The organism is Nocardia sp. NPDC005746, from assembly GCF_040630785.1.
Classification (GTDB): Bacteria; Actinomycetota; Actinomycetes; order Mycobacteriales; family Mycobacteriaceae; genus Nocardia.
This window is the reverse complement of record NZ_JBEXYE010000006.1, coordinates 350,040-366,580: the sequence shown is the minus strand read 5'-3', so window position 1 is coordinate 366,580 and position 16,541 is coordinate 350,040. Positions and strand designations below refer to the sequence as shown.

Genomic DNA, 16,541 nt, shown 5'->3' with positions numbered 1-16,541 from the left:
TCAACGATTTCGCAGCGTCCCGATTCCCAGCGATCCGTTTCCGCCGCCCGCGCCATCGGATTCCGGCGCGGCCGCGAACGCCGCCGGGGCGGGCGCGTCGGGCAGCGCGTCGAAGAACTCGGCGGGCGGGGTGAAGAACGAGGTACCGGTGACGGCGGTGGAGAAATCCAGGATGCGGTCGTAGGCGGCGTCCGGGCTGCCCAGGAACATGCGGGTCAGCATGGTCTCGGTGACGGCCGGATCATCGGCGTAGGCGATGTAGTAGGTGCCGAACTCGCCGTCCTGGACCGAGCCGAACGGCATGTTGGCGCGCACGATATTGCCGCTGACGTCCTGGTCGTTCACGGCCACATGGGAATTCGCGGGCTGTTCGGCCGCGTCGAGCTCGTAGTCGTCGAGTTTGGTTCGCCCGATGACCTTTTCCTGCTCGGTGGTCGAGAGCGCCTTCCACGAATCCAGGTCGTGCAGGTACTTCTGTACGGTCACGTAACTGCCACCGGCGAATTCGGGATCCTCGTCACCCACCAGCGCGGCGGTGACGGCCAGCCCGCCCTCCGGATTCTCGGTGCCGTCCACGAAGCCGAGCAGATCGCGCTGCTCGAAATAACGGAAGCCCACCGTCTGATCCACGATGGTGCCCGCCCCGGTCAGCCGCTCGGCGATCTTCATCGCCAATTCGAAACAGGCGTCCTGGGTTTCGGCCTTGATGTGGAACAGCAGGTCGCCCGGCGTGACCGGAGCCTGGTGCTTCTCGCCCAGGTAGCCCGGAAACTCGTGCAGCTGTGCGGGTTTCGGCCCCGCGAACAGGCGGTCCCAGGCGGCGGACCCGATGCTGGTGATGCACGCGAGGCCGGAACCGGGCACCCGGAAACCGACGGAACGCCGCAACCCGGGCAGATCTGCGAGCAAATCCCGCGTCACCGCCTCGCCACCCTCGTCGATGGTCACGACGAGGAAGATGGCTGCCGGCGTGAGCGGGTCGAGGATCGGCTGTGGCTCACCCATGGCAACCACCCTAGGCCCTACCACCGGCCGCCCGCCTTCCCGGTACGGCCCGCACGGCATTTCGGCTCGGGCGGCTACTTGGCGACGGTCAGAAGAAACGCCACGTCATCGATGGCTTTCACACTGTGACGGGCGTTCGGAATGACGATTAGATCACCCGCCGAGCCCTTCCACTCGTTGGCGCCACTGATCAGCACCAGCACCCCGCTGATCACCATGAGCGTCGCCTCGCCCGGATTCTCGTGCTCGGCCAGCGTTTGTCCGGCCGTCAACGCGATCACCGTCTGCCGCAGCGAATGCGCGTGGCCGCCGTAGATGGTCGACGAACTACGCCCGCTCGAGGCCGTGGCGGCCAGCTTCAGCTGCTGGCGAGCAACCGCGGTCAGCGACTTCTTGTCCATGGACTGCCTTTCGCCGGGGTATCGCTGAGTATGCCGGACACACCCGGGGCGCTCGGCGGTTTCGACGCGGTGTGTGCGGGAATTGCCGGACGAGGAATCCGACCGTTATCCGCGCGGGCGGGTATAACGACGGAATCGATAGCGCAGACCCGTCGACGACTCACGCCAATCGGCCGCCTCGGCCCGCCACTGCCGGTCGATCGCCGGCGCGACAGTATCGCCGTCGATCTCCGCGTCGATCTCGGTGACCATCAGCTCGGTCGCGAAAGGCATTGCCGCGCGGTAGATCTCACCACCACCCATGATCCACACCGACTTGTCGCCGGTCATCTCCAGCGCCTCGGCCAGCGAACCCGCGCGCTCCGCGCCGTCCACCGCCCATTCCGGCTGCCGGGTCACGACGATATTGCGGCGGCCGTCCAGCGGACGGAAACGGGCGGGCAGCGAATCCCAGGTCTTGCGGCCCATCACCACCGGATGGCCGAAGGTGACATCCTTGAAATGCGCCATGTCCTCGGGCACCCGCCACGGAATCGTATTGTCCCGCCCGATGATTCCCCGCGTCGTCTGCGCCCAGATCAGGCCGACGGTTCTGCTCACACCGCCACCGGCGCCTTGATGGCCGGATGATGCTGGTAGCCTTCGATTTCCACGTCCTCGTATTCGTAGTCGAACAGCGAGGGGGCGGGACGCAGGTGCAGTTTCGGGAACGGGTACGGCTCGCGGGTCAGCTGCTCGCGCACCTGCTCCACGTGATTGTCGTAGATGTGGACGTCGCCACCGGTCCAGATGAACTCGCCGGGCTGCAGTTCGGTCTGCTGCGCCACCATCAGGGTCAGCAGCGCGTAGCTCGCGATATTGAACGGCACGCCCAGGAACAGGTCCGCGCTGCGCTGATACAGCTGGCACGACAGCTTGCCGTCGGCCACGTAGAACTGGAAGAACGCGTGGCAGGGGGCCAGGGCCATCTTGTCCAGCTCGGCCACGTTCCAGGCCGACACGATGATGCGGCGCGAGTCCGGGTCGGTGCGCAGGGTCTGCAGCACCTGCGAGATCTGATCGATGTGGGTGCCGTCCGGGCTCGGCCACGACCGCCACTGCACGCCGTAGACCGGGCCCAATTCGCCCTGCTTGTCGGCCCATTCGTCCCAGATGGTAACGCCGTGCTCGCGCAGCCAGCTCACATTCGAGTCACCGCGCAGGAACCACAGCAACTCGTAGACGATCGACTTGAGATGCACCTTCTTGGTGGTGATCAGCGGAAATCCCTGCGACAGGTCGTAGCGCAGCTGATGGCCGAAGATGCTGCGGGTGCCGGTGCCGGTGCGATCCGCCTTCGGGGTGCCGGACTCCAGCACCAGTCGGAGCAGGTCCTCGTACTGGGTATCTCGGGCGCTCTCCACGCCTGGCAAGCTTACGCACCGTGCGAAAGTTGTTTGTGATCGGAATCGGGGCGGGGGACCCGGACCAGGTGACGGTGCAGGCCATCAAGGCGATGCGCCAGGTGGACGTGTTCTTCCTGATCGGCAAGGGAGCCGAGAAACAGGAGCTCACGGACGTGCGGGCGGCGATCCTGGCCGAACACGTCCAGCATCGGCACACGGTCGTGGAGATCACCGACCCGCCGCGCGATCGCAGCGTGCCCGCGCGTGGCGCCGACGCCGCCTACCAGGGCGTGGTCGCCGACTGGCACGAGGCGCGCGCCGAACTCCTGGAACGGGCCTTCGCCGGAACCGAGGGTGTCGGCGGCATTCTCGTCTGGGGCGACCCGTCTCTCTACGACAGCACGCTGCGCATCGTCGAACGCGTCCTCGATCGCGGCCGCGTCCAATTCGACTACGAGGTCATTCCCGGCATCACCAGCGTGCAGGCCCTCGCCGCGGCCCACCGCACCGTCCTGCACGAGATCGGCGAACCCCTCCACATCACCACCGGCCGCCGACTTCGGGACGAGGGGCTGGCCGACGGTCAATCCACCCTGGTCATGCTCGACGGCGAATGCTCGTTCACCCAGCTGCCCGGCGACGACATCTACATCTGGTGGGGCGCCTACCTCGGCATGCCCGACGAGGTCGTCATCGAAGGCCCGCTGCGGGTCGTCGAATCCCGCATCACCCGCCGCCGCGCGGCGCTCCGGGAGGCCAAGGGCTGGATCATGGACATCTACCTCCTGCGCCGCTCCCTCTGACGGATCCGGCGCGCGGCTGCCGACTCTTACCGGCGGAGCGTGGCCGACATCAAGATCGGGTCCATGGGTCACACCATGCCCGGCTATACCGCCGAGATCCTCGGCCTGGACTCCGACGATCCGGCGCCCGTCGGGCAGCCCGGCCGGGTGGCCATCGCGACCTCCAGTCCACTGCTGCTGTTCCGTGAGTACCGCGACGCCCCCGAGGCCGGCGCCGCCCGGTTCACCGCCGACGGCCGGGGGTACCTCACCGGCGACGTCGCCTCCCGCGACGCCGACGGCTACCTCACGTTCGCTTCGCGTGACGACGACGTCATCCTGATGGTGGGCTACCGCATCGGCCCGTTCGAGGTGGAAAGCGTTCTCACCGAGCCTGATTCGATCTCCGAGGCCGCGGTCATCGGTGTCCCCGCCGAACTGCGCGGCGAGGTGCTCATCGCGGTCGCGGTCGTCACCCCCGGAATCGACCCCGACGACACCCTCACCACCGACCTCCAGCACCTGGTCAAACGGAAACTGGCCGCCCACGTCTACCCCCGCCGCATCCACTACGTCCCCCGAACTCCCCAAGACCCCGAGCGGCAAGGTCCAGCGCTACCTGCTGCGGCAGCGGTTCCGCGATTGAGGGCGAACCGCTGGCCGCGCTGAATCCCGGGGGTGTCGGCGGGGACGGCTAGGGTGGGAGGCGATCATCCGGGTCGGCAGGCCCGGATGGATGCCTCGGGGATTGGAGGAGATCCGTTGCCCGAACTACCGGAGATAGTGGCGCTCGAGCAGTTTCTGGCCGAGCATGCGGTGGGGGCGGTGGTCGGCCGGGTAGACGTGGCCGCGCTGAGCGTGCTCAAGACCTTCGATCCGCCGGTGACGGCGCTGCCGGGGCGCGATGTCACCGGGGTGGGGCACTGGGGCAAACACCTCGGAATGGATTGCGACGGGCTGTGGTTGATCACGCACCTGTCCCGGGGCGGCTGGCTGCGGTGGATCGACGAGCCGGGAGCCAATCCACCCAAGCCCGGCAAAGGTCCGCTCGCCCTGCGCGTGCACTTCTTCACCCCCGAAGGGGCCACCCCCGCCTTCGATCTCACCGAGGCGGGCACCAAGAAACGGCTCGCCGTGTGGATTACGGCCGACCCGCTCTCGGTGCCCGGCATCGCCCGCCTGGGACCGGATGCCCTCGCGGTGAGCGAACCCGAATTCGCCGAGATCCTCGGCGGCACCTCCCAGCGGGTCAAGAACGCCCTCACCGATCAAACCCTCATGGCGGGCATCGGCAACGCCTACTCCGACGAAATCCTGCACACCGCAAAGATCTCCCCCTTCGCCAACTCCGGCACCCTCAACCCCCGGCAGCTGACCGCCCTCTACTCCGCCATGCGCGCCACCCTCTCCGACGCGATCCTGCGCTCGGTAGGCCAGGACGCCGCCCGCCTCAAGGGCGAGAAACGCTCCGGCTTCCAGGTCCACGCCCGCACCGGCCTCCCCTGCCCGGTCTGCGGCGACACCGTCCGCGAAGTCTCCTACGCCGACAAGTCCTTCCAGTACTGCCCCACCTGCCAGACCTCCGGCAAGATCCTCGCCGACCGCCGCATGTCCCGCCTGCTGAAGTAGCGGGGCTAGACCGCCGCCGTCTCGGTGCAGCGGTCCAGTACATGCGCCGGAATCTCCACTCCCGCTTCTAGATCGGCGGCGGGAATCGGGGCGTCGAAGACCTGGCGGAGGGGGAGGACGCCTGCCCAGACGCCGCCGGCGGCGATGTCCTCGGGGGTGTCGCGGGGGCCGCCGGTGCGGATCTTGACCGAGGCCTCGGTGAGGTCGACGGCCAGGACCAGGGTCGCGGCCATCTCCTTCTTGTCAGGGGAGCGCACCGAGTCCCACGCGCCGGGGGCGGCCTGGTCGACGATGACGCGGAGGGCGTGCATGCGTTCTTCCGGGTCGGTGAGTTCGGTTGGCCGGGCGTGGATTACGGCCGATCGGTAGTTCATGGAGAAGTGCATGGCGGAGCGGGCGTAGACGATGCCGTCGACGTGGGTGACGGTCAGGGAGACGTCGCCGGTCATGGCGGCGCGCAGGTTGCCGGCGCCGGTGGAGCCGTGCAGATAGAGGGTGTCGCCGTCGCGGCCGTAGATGGTGGGGATGACCACCGGGGCGCCGTGCAGCAGAACACCGAGGTGGCAGAGCAGGCCCGTGTCGAGAATGGCGTCCAGGTCGGCGCGGTCGGTACTGCCCCGCTCCTTGGACCGGGTGAGGCTGCTGCGCGGGGTGGGTGACAATGAGGTCCGGGTCGTCGCTGTCTCACTCATATGACCAGTTTCGGCCGGGAATTGGCATTGTTGAATAGCCAATTCTTCGGAAGATCCACAGACCACTTGGGGGGTTCGTGCCGTTCACGCTGGCGCATCCGGCGGCCGTGTTGCCCTTGCGGCGGGTCTTGTGGTTTCCCGGGCTGATCGCCGGGAGCATCGCGCCGGACCTGCCCTACTACCTGTGGACGGGTGTGGACGGTTCGGTGACGCATGCGCCGTGGGGGCTGCCGGTGGACGCACTGCTGGGGACGATCCTGGTCGCGGTCGGCTGGGGACTACGCGGGGCGGTGCAGGGGATGCTCGGCAAGGCGATCGGCGGGAGTCGGCCGGGGGCGGTGGCGGCGGTCGCGGCCCTGATGGTCGGCGCGATGACACACCTGGCGTGGGACGAGTTCACCCACACCGGCGGTATCGCGGTACTGCATTGGGAAGTGTTGCGGGCGGCGGTGATCGGGCCGCATCGGGTGTACAACGTGATCGGGTACGTCTCGTCCGTCGGTGGCATGCTGCTGCTCGCGGGGTATGTGATCGCCTGGTACCGCGGGGCGCGGCCCGTCGACCCGGATCCCCGGCGTGGCCGGCTCCTGGCCGCGCTGGTCGTGGTCGCGGCGGTCGCGGCCCTCTACGCCCGCACCGATCCGATCGCGGGCGTGAGCCTCTACGACTGCGTCCGGCACATGACGATCTACGCGATCACCAGCGCCGGTGCGGTGTTCGTTCTCTACGCCGTCGGCTCGCAGGTCCTGAGGTGTCGAGTGGCATCCTGATATCTACTGTTCGCCGAGATATCAGGAGGCCACTTGCGGGGGAATCGCCTGGTTGACGATGATCTGCCGTTCGCCATCGAGCGGGAGGGACGGGAGCCGCTGGCCGTGCAGGTGGCCGATGGGCTGCGGCGGGCCGCGACCAGCGGGGCGCTGCCCGGGGGTGATCGGCTGCCGTCCTCGCGGGAGTTGGCTGCTCGGTTGGGGGTGAGCCGGACGGTGGTGACCGCCGCCTATGACCAGTTGCACGCGGAGGGGTGGCTGGACGGCCGGCACGGGTCGGGGACGTATCTGACGGCCACGCCGCCGCGGGTGGACGCGCAGGCCGATGGGCCGCAGCGGGTCGATCCGCTGGCCGGGCTGCTGGATCTGGGGGCGGGAGCGCCGTCGATCGAGGCCATCGATGCTGCGGCGTGGCGTCGCGCGTGGCGGGCCGCGTCGGATCGGACGCCGGTGATCCGGCGGGATCGGCGGGGGGAGGCCGCGTATCGCGAAGCCGTGGTGGAGCACCTGCTGCGGCATCGAGGATTGGGTGCGGGCAGCGGGGCGACCGTGCTCGCCACCGCCGGAACCAGCGCGGCGGCAGGCGAACTCGCGGCCGCGCTGCTGCGGCCCGGCGATGTGGTGGCGATCGAGGATCCGGGGTATCAGCGGGCGGGCGGCGCGTTCCGGGCGGCGGGCGCGCGCCTGGTGCCGGTGCCGGTCGACGCCGGCGGGCTGCGCGTCGAGCTGCTCCCCGAGCACGCGCGCATGGTGTATTGCACTCCAGCGCACCAGTTTCCGCTCGGCGCGCGCATGCCCGCGGCCCGGCGGGTACAGCTCATCGAATTCGCGCGCCGCACCGGAGCCCTGGTGATCGAGGACGACTACGACGGCGAATTGCGGTACGACACCGCGCCGCTGCCCCTGCTGGCCACCCTCGCCCCGGACGTGGTCGTACACCTCGGCACCACCAGCAAGATCCTCACCCCGACGCTCGGAACCGGCTGGCTGGTGGCTGATCCCGCCGTCACCGAGGCCGTGCTCGCCCACCGCGAACTCACCGGCGCCAGCCCCTCGCCCGCCGGACAGCAGGTGGTGGCCGAACTCGCCCGCGCGGGAGACCTCGCCCGGCATCTGCGCCGCCTGCGCCGCGACATGCCCGCCCGCCGCGCGCTCGTCCTGGAGGAACTGCGCCGCGACGGTCTGGAGGTGCGCGGCGACGACGCGGGTTCGCACGTCTACGTCCCCCTCGCGAGCGCGGAGCAGGAGGATCGCGCGATCGCCGCGTCCCGTGCGCACGGCGTCTACCTCGACGGCCTGGCCCGCCACCACGTCGGGCCCCGGCACACCTTCGGCATAGCCCTCGGATACGCCGCCCTGCCCGCGGCGGACCTGCCCGGCGCGGTCCGGTTGGCCGGAAACGCGCTGGCCCGGGTCGTACAGTGGACCGCATGACCGAAAAGGACATCCACGCTCGTATCAAGGAACTCGTGGATCGTGAGCACGAGTTGCGCGCCCAGACCACCGGCGGCGAACTCGACCCGGAGGCCGAACGCCGCCAGCTCGCCGAGATCGAGGTCCAGCTCGACCAGTGCTGGGACCTGCTCCGCCAGCGCCGCGCCCGCCTCGACCAGGGCCGCAACCCCGACGAGGCCCAGCCCAACTCCGCCCGCCAGGTCGAGGGCTACCTCCAGTAGCGGAGTCCCGCGCCTCCGGCAGCTCGAGAGCGGCCCTGGACCCGTGTCCGGTCCGGACCGGCCCGTGACCTCGCCGCGCGCCGCCTGCAAGGCGTGTCCCGGCCTCGTGAACCGGCCGGTGTCGTCCGCCCTCGGACAGAAGGCGGGACCCTCCGTCACGGAGTAGCGGTAGCCGTCCACCGTGGACAAGCGGAGCCTCCGTCCCGCAGTGGCTGGAGCCGCGGCCCCCGCAGGGGGCGCCGCGCGCCTCGGGGGTGGCGGGAGTCGCCAAATGTGGGGGTCCCGACGCGTAGCCCCTGGGAGCGCCCAAGCGTTGGGTCTACGCTTTTCGAATGGTGGCAACCACAGATATCACGACCGCGGACGGTGTGGTTCGCGGAATCCGGGGCCGCCGCGTCTCACGCTGGCGGTCCATTCCCTTCGCCGCGCCGGCGGTCGGCGACTTGCGCTTTCGGGCGCCGCAGCCGGTGCGGCCCTGGACCGGGGTGCGGGACGCGACCGACTTCGGCTACGCCGCAATGCAACACCGTGACGGTGCGCGGATCGGGCCACGGCAAGCACAGGCGACAGGGGAGGACTGCCTCACGCTGAATGTGGCGGCGCCGAACTCGCCGTCGGGCACACCGCGCCCGGTGATGGTGTTCATCCACGGCGGCGGCTACATGATCGGAACCTCCGCGCTGCGACTGTATTCCGGCGCACGGCTGGCCGTCCGCGGCGATGTCATCGTCGTGTCGGTCAACTACCGGCTGGGCGCGTTCGGGTACGTCGATTTCGGTGAATACTCCACGCCCGACCGGCAATTCGACTCCAATCTGGGTCTGCGGGACCAGGTCGCGGCCCTGGAATGGGTGCAGCGCAATATCGCGGCCTTCGGTGGTGACCCCGGCAACGTCACCATCTTCGGCGAATCCGCGGGCGCGCACGCGGTGCTGTCGCTCATGGCGACCCCCGCCGCGGCCGGGCTGTTCCATCGCGGCATCGCGCAGAGCGCGCCCGCCGACTGGGCGCCGAGCCAGGCCGAGGCCCGCCTCTTCGCCCGCCGCTGCCTCGACGAACTCGGCATCGACCCCGCCGACGCCGCCAAGGCCCTGAGCACCGCCGGGGCCAATGCCATCCGCAAGGGCGTCGACCGCGCGCTGGCCCGGGTCATGCACGAGCAGCCGGGCCTGTTCCCGGTCGCCCCGGTGGTGGACGGCGAATTCCTGCCCGCCGCACCGGTCGCCGCGTTCGCCAACGGCACCGCGCACCGGGTGCCACTGATCCTCGGCACCAACCGCGACGAGGCCACCCTGTTCGTGCGTCTCGACGACACCCTGCCCACCACCCCCGACCGCATGCGCTGGCTGCTGCGCCACGTCGACCAGGCCCTCGAGGCCGACGGTGAGGGCCCCATCTTCACCAAACTCGGCCGGACCATGCCGACCTCGGAGGAACGCCTGCACGACGCACTGTCCGACTACGGCGCGGCCGTCGAATCCCGGGTCGCCGCCGCCTATCCCGGCTTCCCGGGCAAGAAGGCCGCCGTCCGGATGGGCGGCGACTTCACCTTCTGGCGGCCCTCGGTCCGGGTCATGGAGGCGCACAGCCGGTTCGCGCCGACCTACGCCTACCGATACGACTTCGCCCCGCGCGCAGTCCAGGTGAGCGGGTTCGGCGCGACCCACGCCCTCGATTTGATCCCCGTGTTCGGCGCGGTCGACACGGGCATCGGGCGGGCCATGACCGCACTGGGCGGGCACAGCGGATTCCGGTCGGTGTCCAAGCAGTTCCAGGACAATTGGCTGTCCTTCGCCCGCACCGGCGCCCCGCTCCCGGCCTGGCCCGCCTACACCGAGGACCAGCGCGCCACCCTCATCATCGACGCACCGAGCCGGGTCGAATTCGACCCGGACCGCACCAAACGCCTGGCCTGGCAAGGGGTCCGGATTCCGGCGCTCACCTGAGCGGCGTCACCACCGGGTGTACGGCAGGCCGAGCGCGGACAGTTCCGAGTCGGCCAGCGCCGTGAGCGCCGCGGCCGTGGGGACGGCGTCGGGGTCCAGGCTCACCAGCGACAGCGTGTAGGTGTCGGCGATCCGGGTCAGATACCCGGACAGCCGGGTGCGGGGCAGGGCGTCGAGCCGTAACCCGGGGTGGATGGCGCGCGCCGCCACCCCGGTGCAGGCATGCGGCCCCAGCGCCAGCAGCGATTCGGGCAGATTGCCGATATTGGAGCACAGGATGTCCCGCTCGCCCGCGCCCTTGGCCAGCCGGTACGCCCAGCGGTCGGGGATGACCTGGAGCAGTTCCTCGGGAATGCCGCCGGGGCTGGTCATGCGGTGCTCGTAGGCCCGGCGGGCCTGCTGCCGCAAGGACGCCGGGGTGTCGTCGCGGGTGATGGCGATCTCGGTCATGGACATGTCGTTGTCCACGCGCGGTTCGTCGCGGGTGTCGACGGGAAGGCTCGCCGCGATGGTGTCGGGCTGGAATCCGCCGGCCCACAGCATTTTCGCGATCACGTACACGAACAGGCTGTTGGCCGTCCCCGCGTGTGCGACGGCGACGCGATTCCAGTCGCGGGCCGGAATCTGCAGTACGGTCGCGCGGGTGGCCGGTCGGTCACCGGATTTCCTGCCGCCCGATACCGTGTTGCGGTCGGCGTTCGGGACCGGTCGCGCCGGGATGCCGCGGCGCAGCGCGCGAGCGGTTCCGCCCAGCACGGTCGCCCACATGCCGCGCGCGTCGGCCCAATCCGAATGCCCCGCAACGGGAGCCGCGAGCGGAATGCCCGACAGCGCGTTGTCGATGGCCAGGGTCAGTGCCCGCCCGTCGGCCAGGGCGTGCGAGCAGGTCAGCGCGACCAGGCAGCCGCCGTCGTCGAGCCGCGCCGCCGAGAGCCGCCAGCCGGGCCCGGTCTCCGGGTTCAGGTCCTCGCCCTGCCGGTCGGCCCACTCCAGGATCGCGGCGACCGGGATCGGCTCGCTGGTCATGGTGAACGGGTAGGCGGATTCGTTGGGCTGCCAGCGCGGCCGCGCCCCGGGCACCCGGGAGCGGACCACGCGCCGGCCCAGCGGCCCGGTGCGCAGATCGCGGTGCACCCGCCACAGCAGGGCCGGGTGCACGGGTTCGGCGGTACGCCAGAGTCCCTGCAGGACGATCGGGGTGCCCAGACCCCGATGTGACCGCAGGAAGATCTCGTCCAGCACGCTCAGCCGATTCATCGAACGGTTAGCGTACCGATCGGTCCGGCAGTGCGCTGCCGGGCGTATACGGGGCTTCCGCGAGGCGGGCACGCCGTGCCGAGTCGGGCTGTCGCCCCGCCGCTCGCGCGGTCCGCTCCGTCGGCGCCTCTCCGCGCTTCGGCTGCGCTGACTACGCGCTGTCGCCGTGCCGCCCCGCGCCGGCGGCGAAACGCTGGGCGCCGTCGAGCGCGCCGTCCATCAGCGCCTTCATGCCGTGCCGCAGTTCGTTGGAGATCGCCGCCGGCTCCTCGAGTCCGTCCTGCTCCAGCACCGACATCCGGTCCGAGCGCAGGCAGGTCTGCGGCAGCGCCGCCAGCTCGAGTGCGAGTTCCTCGGCGGCGCGCCGGGATTCGCCGTTCGGCACCACCCGGTTCACCAGGCCGATCTGCAGCGCCTCGGTGGCCCCGACCGCGCGGCCGGTGAGGATCAGATCCATGGCGCGGCCCTCGCCGATGACGCGCGGCAGCCGTACCGTGCCGCCGTCGATGAGCGGCACGCCCCAGCGGCGGCAGAAGACGCCGAAGGTGCTGTCCTGCTCCGCGATTCGCAGATCGCACCACAGCGCCAGCTCGATGCCGCCCGCGACCGCGTAGCCGGAGACCGCGGCGATGACCGGCTTGGACAGTTTCATGCGGGTGGGGCCCATGGGCCCGTCGCCGTCCTCGGTGACCTGGTTGGAGCGTTCGGTGCCCAGCGCCTTGAGGTCGGCGCCGGCGCAGAAGGTGCCGCCGTCGCCCCACAGCACGGCGACCGCGGCGGTGGGGTCGGCGTCGAAGTCGCGGAAGGCGTCGGCCAGGGCTTTCGCGGTGGGTCCGTCCACCGCGTTGCGGGCTCCGGGGCGGTGCAGGATCACGGTGTAGACGGGACCGTTGCGCTCCACTCGTACTGTCACGAAGCCGACGTTACGCCGTAAACCGGGGGTTGCGTCAAGAAATGAATCGGTGGTTCACTTCTTGCATGGCCTATCGGAGAACACCCGCTGTCCAGGCCAGACTGGACGCTCAGGCGGGATCGATCGTGCGCGCGGCCATGACCGTCCTCTCCCGCGACGGCTTCGCCGGACTGTCCATGGCCGCCGTCGCCGCCGAGGCCGGGGTCGCCACCGGCACCGTCTACAAGAACTTCAGCGGCAAGTCCGAACTCGTCACCGCCGTCTTCCGCGAAGTCGTCACCCGCGAGGTCGACGCCGTCGCCGAAGCGGGCGCGGCGGGGGCCGGCCGCACCGCCTCCGACCGGGTCACCGCGGCCGTCGAGACCTTCGCGGGCCGCGCCCTCAAGAACCCCAAACTCGCCTACGTGCTGCTCGCCGAGCCCGTGGACACCGCCGTCGACGCCGAGCGCCTGCGCTTCCGCCGGGCCTTCGCCGAGACCTACGTGGCCGCCATCGCCGACGGCATCGCCAATGGCCAACTGCCGCCTCAGGATCCGGCGACCTCCGCCACCGCGCTGGTCGGCGCGATCGGCGAGGTGCTGGTCGGCCCGCTCTCCCAGCAGCTCCAGAGCGAGTCGGTGCTGCCGGAACTGGTCGCCTTCGCCCTGCGCGCCCTCGGCGTCCCCGCCGAAGCCCACGGCGTCCCCCACGAATAGGAGTCACCCGTCATGCACACCCACGACGTCTTCAACCAGGTGCCGCCCATCTCCCCGTTCGACAACTCCCGCAACCCCGCGCTGATCGAGGGCCTGCACCGGGAGGGCGCGGGCTGGGCCGAGGCCGAGGTGCGGGAACTGGGCGTGCTCGCGGGCGGGATCGAGGCCCAGGAGTGGGGCCGGATCGCCAACGAGTACCCGCCGGTCCTGCACACCCACGACCGCTACGGCCACCGCATCGACGAGGTGGAATTCCACCCGTACTGGCACAACCTGATGGATGTCGCGGTCACCCACGGCCTGCACGGCGCGCCGTGGCGCGACGACCGGCCGGGCGCGCACACCGCCCGCGCCGCCAAGTTCTTCACCTGGGGCATCGCCGACGCCGGGCACATGTGCCCGATCTCCATGACCTACGCGGTGGTGCCCGCGCTGCGCCACAATCCGGAATTGGCCGCCGAGTACGAGCCGTTGCTCGCCTCGCGCACTTACGATTTCGGCCTGCGCGAGCCGTCCACCAAGGCCGGTCTCATCGCGGGCATGTCCATGACCGAGAAGCAGGGCGGCTCCGACGTCCGCGCCAACACCACCACCGCCACCCCGCTGAGCGACGGCAGCTACCGCATCGTCGGCCACAAGTGGTTCACCTCGCACCCCATGGGCGACCTGTTCCTCACCCTGGCCCAGGCTCCCGGCGGCCTGTCCTGCTTCCTGCTGCCCCGGGTGCTGCCCGACGGCACCCGCAACGCGCTGCGCATCCAGCGGCTGAAGGACAAGCTGGGCAACAAGTCCAACGCCTCCTCCGAACTCGAGTACGAGAACGCCATCGGCTGGCTGGTCGGCGCGGAGGGCGCGGGCGTCAAGACCATCATCGAGATGGTCAACATGACCCGCCTGGACTGCGTGATCGGCTCGGCCACCGGCATGCGCGCCGGGGTCGTCTTCGCCACCCACCACGCCCGCCACCGGGAGGTGTTCGGCAAGAAGCTCATCGACCAGCCCGCCATGCGAAACGTGCTGGCGGACCTGGTGATCGAATCCGACGCCGCCACCACCGTCATGATGCGCCTGGCCGGCGCCACCGACCGCGCCGACTCCGATCCGGCCGAGGCCGCACTGCGCCGCATCGCGCTGGCGGTCACCAAGTACTGGGTGTGCAAGCGGGCCCCCGCGCACGCGGCCGAGGCGCTGGAATGCTTCGGCGGCAATGGATACGCCGAGGAATCCGGCATGCCGCGGCTCTACCGGGAAGCCCCGCTCATGTCGATCTGGGAGGGCTCGGGCAATGTGGCGGCGCTGGACGCGTTGCGCGCCATGGGCCGTCAGCCCGAGACCGTCGAGGCGTTCTTCAACGAGGTCAACCTGGCTCGCGGCGGCAACCGCCACCTGGACGAGGCGATCGACCGAATCGGCAAGGAGCTCACCGACTTCGCCGACATCGAATACCGGGCCCGCCGCGTGGTCGAGCTGATGGCGCTGGTGCTGCAGGGTGCGCAGCTGGTGCGGCACGGTCACCCGGCCGTCGCGGACGCCTTCTGCGAGACCAGGTTCGGCGGCGACTGGGGCATCGCGTTCGGCACCCTGCCCGGGGGCGTGGACGTCGAATCGATCATCCAGCGCGGCTACGTGGACTGACCGCTCAGCCGAAGTCGAGGCCCTGGGCGACCAGGGCCTCGCGCAACACCCGAATCGCCTTCGGCCCCATGCCGTGCAGGGCGAGCAGGTCGCGTTCCGGCACCCCGGCCAGCTGGTCCAGGCTCTGGTATCCGGCGGAGGCCAGAGCCCGCGCCGCCGGAGCGGAGACGCCGTGCGGCCAGATCGGATCGCTCATGGCCCGAGCCTAGGCCGCGACGGCGGGCCCGTCCGGCGACCCGCTGCCGGGCCCGCGAACATTCGTCCGGCGTTGCGACGAAGGCCACGCTTCCCGGTGCGCTGCCGCGGGCATAGCGTCGAAGCATGCCTCGTACGACGACGTACACCCAGTGGATCGACCTGCCGCCGCGGCAGCTGTGGACGGTGCTCGGGGATCCGGCCCGGCTGCCCGAATGGAATCCCGCCGTCACCGCGCTGACCCTGCACGGCGCGCCCGCCGCGGGCGTCACCGGCGACTACCTGCCGCGCGGGCGCGTCACCGGGGCGGTGCACGGGCGGCTGGCGAAACCGTTCGTGCTGTCGACCTTCGTGCCCGATCGCGAAATCACCATCGAGCAGCCCGAACCCGCGGGGACCATGCGGCTGCGCTGGGTGCTGACCCCGCGCGACGGCGGCACCGAACTCACCCGGCAGCTGACCTTCAGCGGCGTCTCGGCGTCGGCCATGCGCACGATCGTGGGCAACCTGCTGGAGACCGACACCCACACCGGCTTCACCCGCCTGGCCCAGTTGGCCGGACTGCGCCCGGCCGAGGACGCGCTGACCGTCGTGATCGCCGGCGGCACCGGCGCGCTGGGCCGCATCCTGGCCGCCGATCTCGCCTGCCGCGGCCAGCGGGTGGTCATCCTCACTCGGCGCACCCTGCCGGAACTGCCTTACCCGCAATACGAATGGGACGGCCACGGTGTCGGGGCGTGGGCCGATGCCCTGCGCAACCCGGGGCGCACCGCGGTGATCAACCTCGCGGGCAAGCTCGTCGACTGTCGTCCCACCCCCGCCAATATCGCCGAACTGCGCCGCAGCCGCGTCGATTCGACCCGGGCGCTGGTGGAGGCGTCGAAGACCCTGGACCGGCCGCTCGACTACTGGATCCAGGCCAGTACCACCGCCATCTGGTCCGACGCCGGGGAGACCCGCTGCGTCGAGGGCACCCCGCTGCCCGAACCCGGCCTGCCGCAGATGACCGGCGTGGCCGCACCCTGGGAGGCCGCCTTCGACGGGGCCAACGCCGCCCACTGGACCATCCTGCGCACCTCGATCGTGCTGGACCCGGACGCGCCCGCCCTGAAACGGCTGGCCCAGCTGACCAAGCTGGGACTGGGCGGCAGCGTCGGCGACGGCCGGCAATGGTTCAGCTGGATCCACTTCGAGGACTGGCTGGCCATCGTGCGCGCGAGCCTCGGCCTGGATCCACGCGTCGCCCTGCCCAGCGGCGTCCTCGTCGCCGCCACCGACTTCCCCGTCCGTAACAAGGAACTGATGGCCACCCTGCGCAGGCAGCTGCGCCGCCCCTGGTCGCCACCCACCCCCGCCGCCGCCCTCACCGTCGGCGCGGTCCTGCTGCGCACAGATCCCGCGCTCGGCCTCACCGGCCGCCACGCCACCTCGGAAGTGCTGCGACACAACGGCTTCCGATTCCGCTACCCAACCCTCGACGAGGCCCTCTCGAACCTGCTCCCGCGGTAGCCGGCAGCCCGGGCCCACATCCGCCTGCGTGTCCTGTCCGCGAGGCCGCTC

The 16,541-nt window shown here is 70.6% G+C and carries 17 protein-coding genes and 1 pseudogene; 10 read left to right on the top strand and 8 right to left on the bottom strand.

Features of this window, described 5'->3' with window-relative positions; all coding sequences use genetic code 11:
- From ABZ412_RS14885 to ABZ412_RS14870, 4 genes are all read right to left on the bottom strand, one after another.
- Complete coding sequence (locus ABZ412_RS14885) at positions 1-1,005, bottom strand: Dyp-type peroxidase (protein WP_357280764.1); 1,005 nt, start codon at positions 1,003-1,005, stop codon at positions 1-3.
- A gap of 74 nt (positions 1,006-1,079) precedes the next feature.
- Positions 1,080-1,406: a cupin domain-containing protein gene (locus tag ABZ412_RS14880; RefSeq protein WP_357091284.1), complete on the bottom strand. Its 327-nt coding sequence runs from the start codon at positions 1,404-1,406 to the stop codon at positions 1,080-1,082.
- A gap of 105 nt (positions 1,407-1,511) precedes the next feature.
- Positions 1,512-2,006: a dihydrofolate reductase gene (locus ABZ412_RS14875; protein ID WP_357280761.1), complete on the bottom strand. Its 495-nt coding sequence runs from the start codon at positions 2,004-2,006 to the stop codon at positions 1,512-1,514.
- Entirely contained in the window at positions 2,003-2,809 is an 807-nt protein-coding gene (locus tag ABZ412_RS14870; RefSeq protein ID WP_357280759.1) for a thymidylate synthase, read from the bottom strand. The genes ABZ412_RS14875 and ABZ412_RS14870 overlap by 4 nt, the downstream gene beginning before the upstream one ends.
- A gap of 20 nt (positions 2,810-2,829) precedes the next feature.
- On the opposite strand from ABZ412_RS14870, the gene cobF reads away from it, so the two are divergent.
- From cobF to ABZ412_RS14855, 3 genes and pseudogenes are all read left to right on the top strand, one after another.
- A complete protein-coding gene (gene cobF / locus ABZ412_RS14865; protein WP_357280756.1) occupies positions 2,830-3,594 on the top strand; it encodes a precorrin-6A synthase (deacetylating) in 765 nt (254 codons plus the stop codon).
- A 57-nt stretch (positions 3,595-3,651) separates the two neighbouring features.
- Positions 3,652-4,219 (top strand): annotated as a pseudogene (locus ABZ412_RS14860) (AMP-dependent synthetase); the annotation flags it as partial.
- Positions 4,220-4,335: 116 nt separating this feature from the next.
- A complete protein-coding gene (locus ABZ412_RS14855; protein WP_357280753.1) occupies positions 4,336-5,202 on the top strand; it encodes a DNA-formamidopyrimidine glycosylase family protein in 867 nt (288 codons plus the stop codon).
- A 5-nt stretch (positions 5,203-5,207) separates the two neighbouring features.
- Here ABZ412_RS14855 and ABZ412_RS14850 read toward each other — a convergent pair whose 3' ends face one another.
- Entirely contained in the window at positions 5,208-5,894 is a 687-nt protein-coding gene (locus ABZ412_RS14850; protein WP_357280750.1) for a pyridoxamine 5'-phosphate oxidase family protein, read from the bottom strand.
- Between the two features lie 77 nt (positions 5,895-5,971).
- On the opposite strand from ABZ412_RS14850, the gene ABZ412_RS14845 reads away from it, so the two are divergent.
- The 4 genes from ABZ412_RS14845 (at position 5,972) to ABZ412_RS14830 (ending at position 10,286) form a co-directional block, all read left to right on the top strand.
- Positions 5,972-6,664: a DUF4184 family protein gene (locus ABZ412_RS14845; RefSeq protein ID WP_357280748.1), complete on the top strand. Its 693-nt coding sequence runs from the start codon at positions 5,972-5,974 to the stop codon at positions 6,662-6,664.
- A gap of 33 nt (positions 6,665-6,697) precedes the next feature.
- Entirely contained in the window at positions 6,698-8,098 is a 1,401-nt protein-coding gene (locus tag ABZ412_RS14840) for a PLP-dependent aminotransferase family protein (protein ID WP_357280745.1), read from the top strand.
- Positions 8,095-8,340 carry a DUF2630 family protein gene (locus ABZ412_RS14835; RefSeq protein ID WP_357280742.1) on the top strand — a complete coding sequence of 82 codons (246 nt, stop codon included), beginning with the start codon at positions 8,095-8,097 and terminating at the stop codon, positions 8,338-8,340. The genes ABZ412_RS14840 and ABZ412_RS14835 overlap by 4 nt, the downstream gene beginning before the upstream one ends.
- Positions 8,341-8,672: 332 nt before the next feature.
- On the top strand, positions 8,673-10,286 hold the full coding sequence (locus ABZ412_RS14830; protein WP_357280740.1) for a carboxylesterase/lipase family protein: 1,614 nt from the start codon (positions 8,673-8,675) through the stop codon (positions 10,284-10,286).
- A gap of 6 nt (positions 10,287-10,292) precedes the next feature.
- Here the strand turns inward: ABZ412_RS14830 and ABZ412_RS14825 are convergent, their stop codons facing one another.
- Together ABZ412_RS14825 and ABZ412_RS14820 are read right to left on the bottom strand one after the other, a co-directional pair.
- Positions 10,293-11,543, bottom strand: coding sequence for a hypothetical protein (locus ABZ412_RS14825; protein WP_357280737.1), 1,251 nt, complete (start codon positions 11,541-11,543; stop codon positions 10,293-10,295).
- 151 nt (positions 11,544-11,694) lie between these two features.
- Positions 11,695-12,456 (bottom strand): crotonase/enoyl-CoA hydratase family protein, encoded by a 762-nt coding sequence (locus ABZ412_RS14820; protein WP_357280735.1) that lies wholly within the window; start codon positions 12,454-12,456, stop codon positions 11,695-11,697.
- A gap of 65 nt (positions 12,457-12,521) precedes the next feature.
- Here ABZ412_RS14820 and ABZ412_RS14815 point away from each other — a divergent pair, with 65 nt between their 5' ends.
- Together ABZ412_RS14815 and ABZ412_RS14810 are read left to right on the top strand one after the other, a co-directional pair.
- The gene (locus ABZ412_RS14815) at positions 12,522-13,151 is read left to right on the top strand and encodes a TetR/AcrR family transcriptional regulator (protein ID WP_357280733.1); all 630 of its coding nucleotides are present in this window, start codon (positions 12,522-12,524) and stop codon (positions 13,149-13,151) included.
- Positions 13,152-13,163: 12 nt separating this feature from the next.
- On the top strand, positions 13,164-14,786 hold the full coding sequence (locus tag ABZ412_RS14810; protein WP_357280730.1) for an acyl-CoA dehydrogenase family protein: 1,623 nt from the start codon (positions 13,164-13,166) through the stop codon (positions 14,784-14,786).
- 4 nt (positions 14,787-14,790) lie between these two features.
- Here ABZ412_RS14810 and ABZ412_RS14805 read toward each other — a convergent pair whose 3' ends face one another.
- The gene (locus tag ABZ412_RS14805; protein WP_357280727.1) at positions 14,791-14,982 is read right to left on the bottom strand and encodes a DNA-binding protein; all 192 of its coding nucleotides are present in this window, start codon (positions 14,980-14,982) and stop codon (positions 14,791-14,793) included.
- Between the two features lie 125 nt (positions 14,983-15,107).
- Between ABZ412_RS14805 and ABZ412_RS14800 the strand changes: the two genes are divergently transcribed.
- Positions 15,108-16,490 (top strand): DUF1731 domain-containing protein, encoded by a 1,383-nt coding sequence (locus ABZ412_RS14800; RefSeq protein WP_357280724.1) that lies wholly within the window; start codon positions 15,108-15,110, stop codon positions 16,488-16,490.
- The last annotated feature ends 51 nt before the right edge of the window (positions 16,491-16,541 follow it).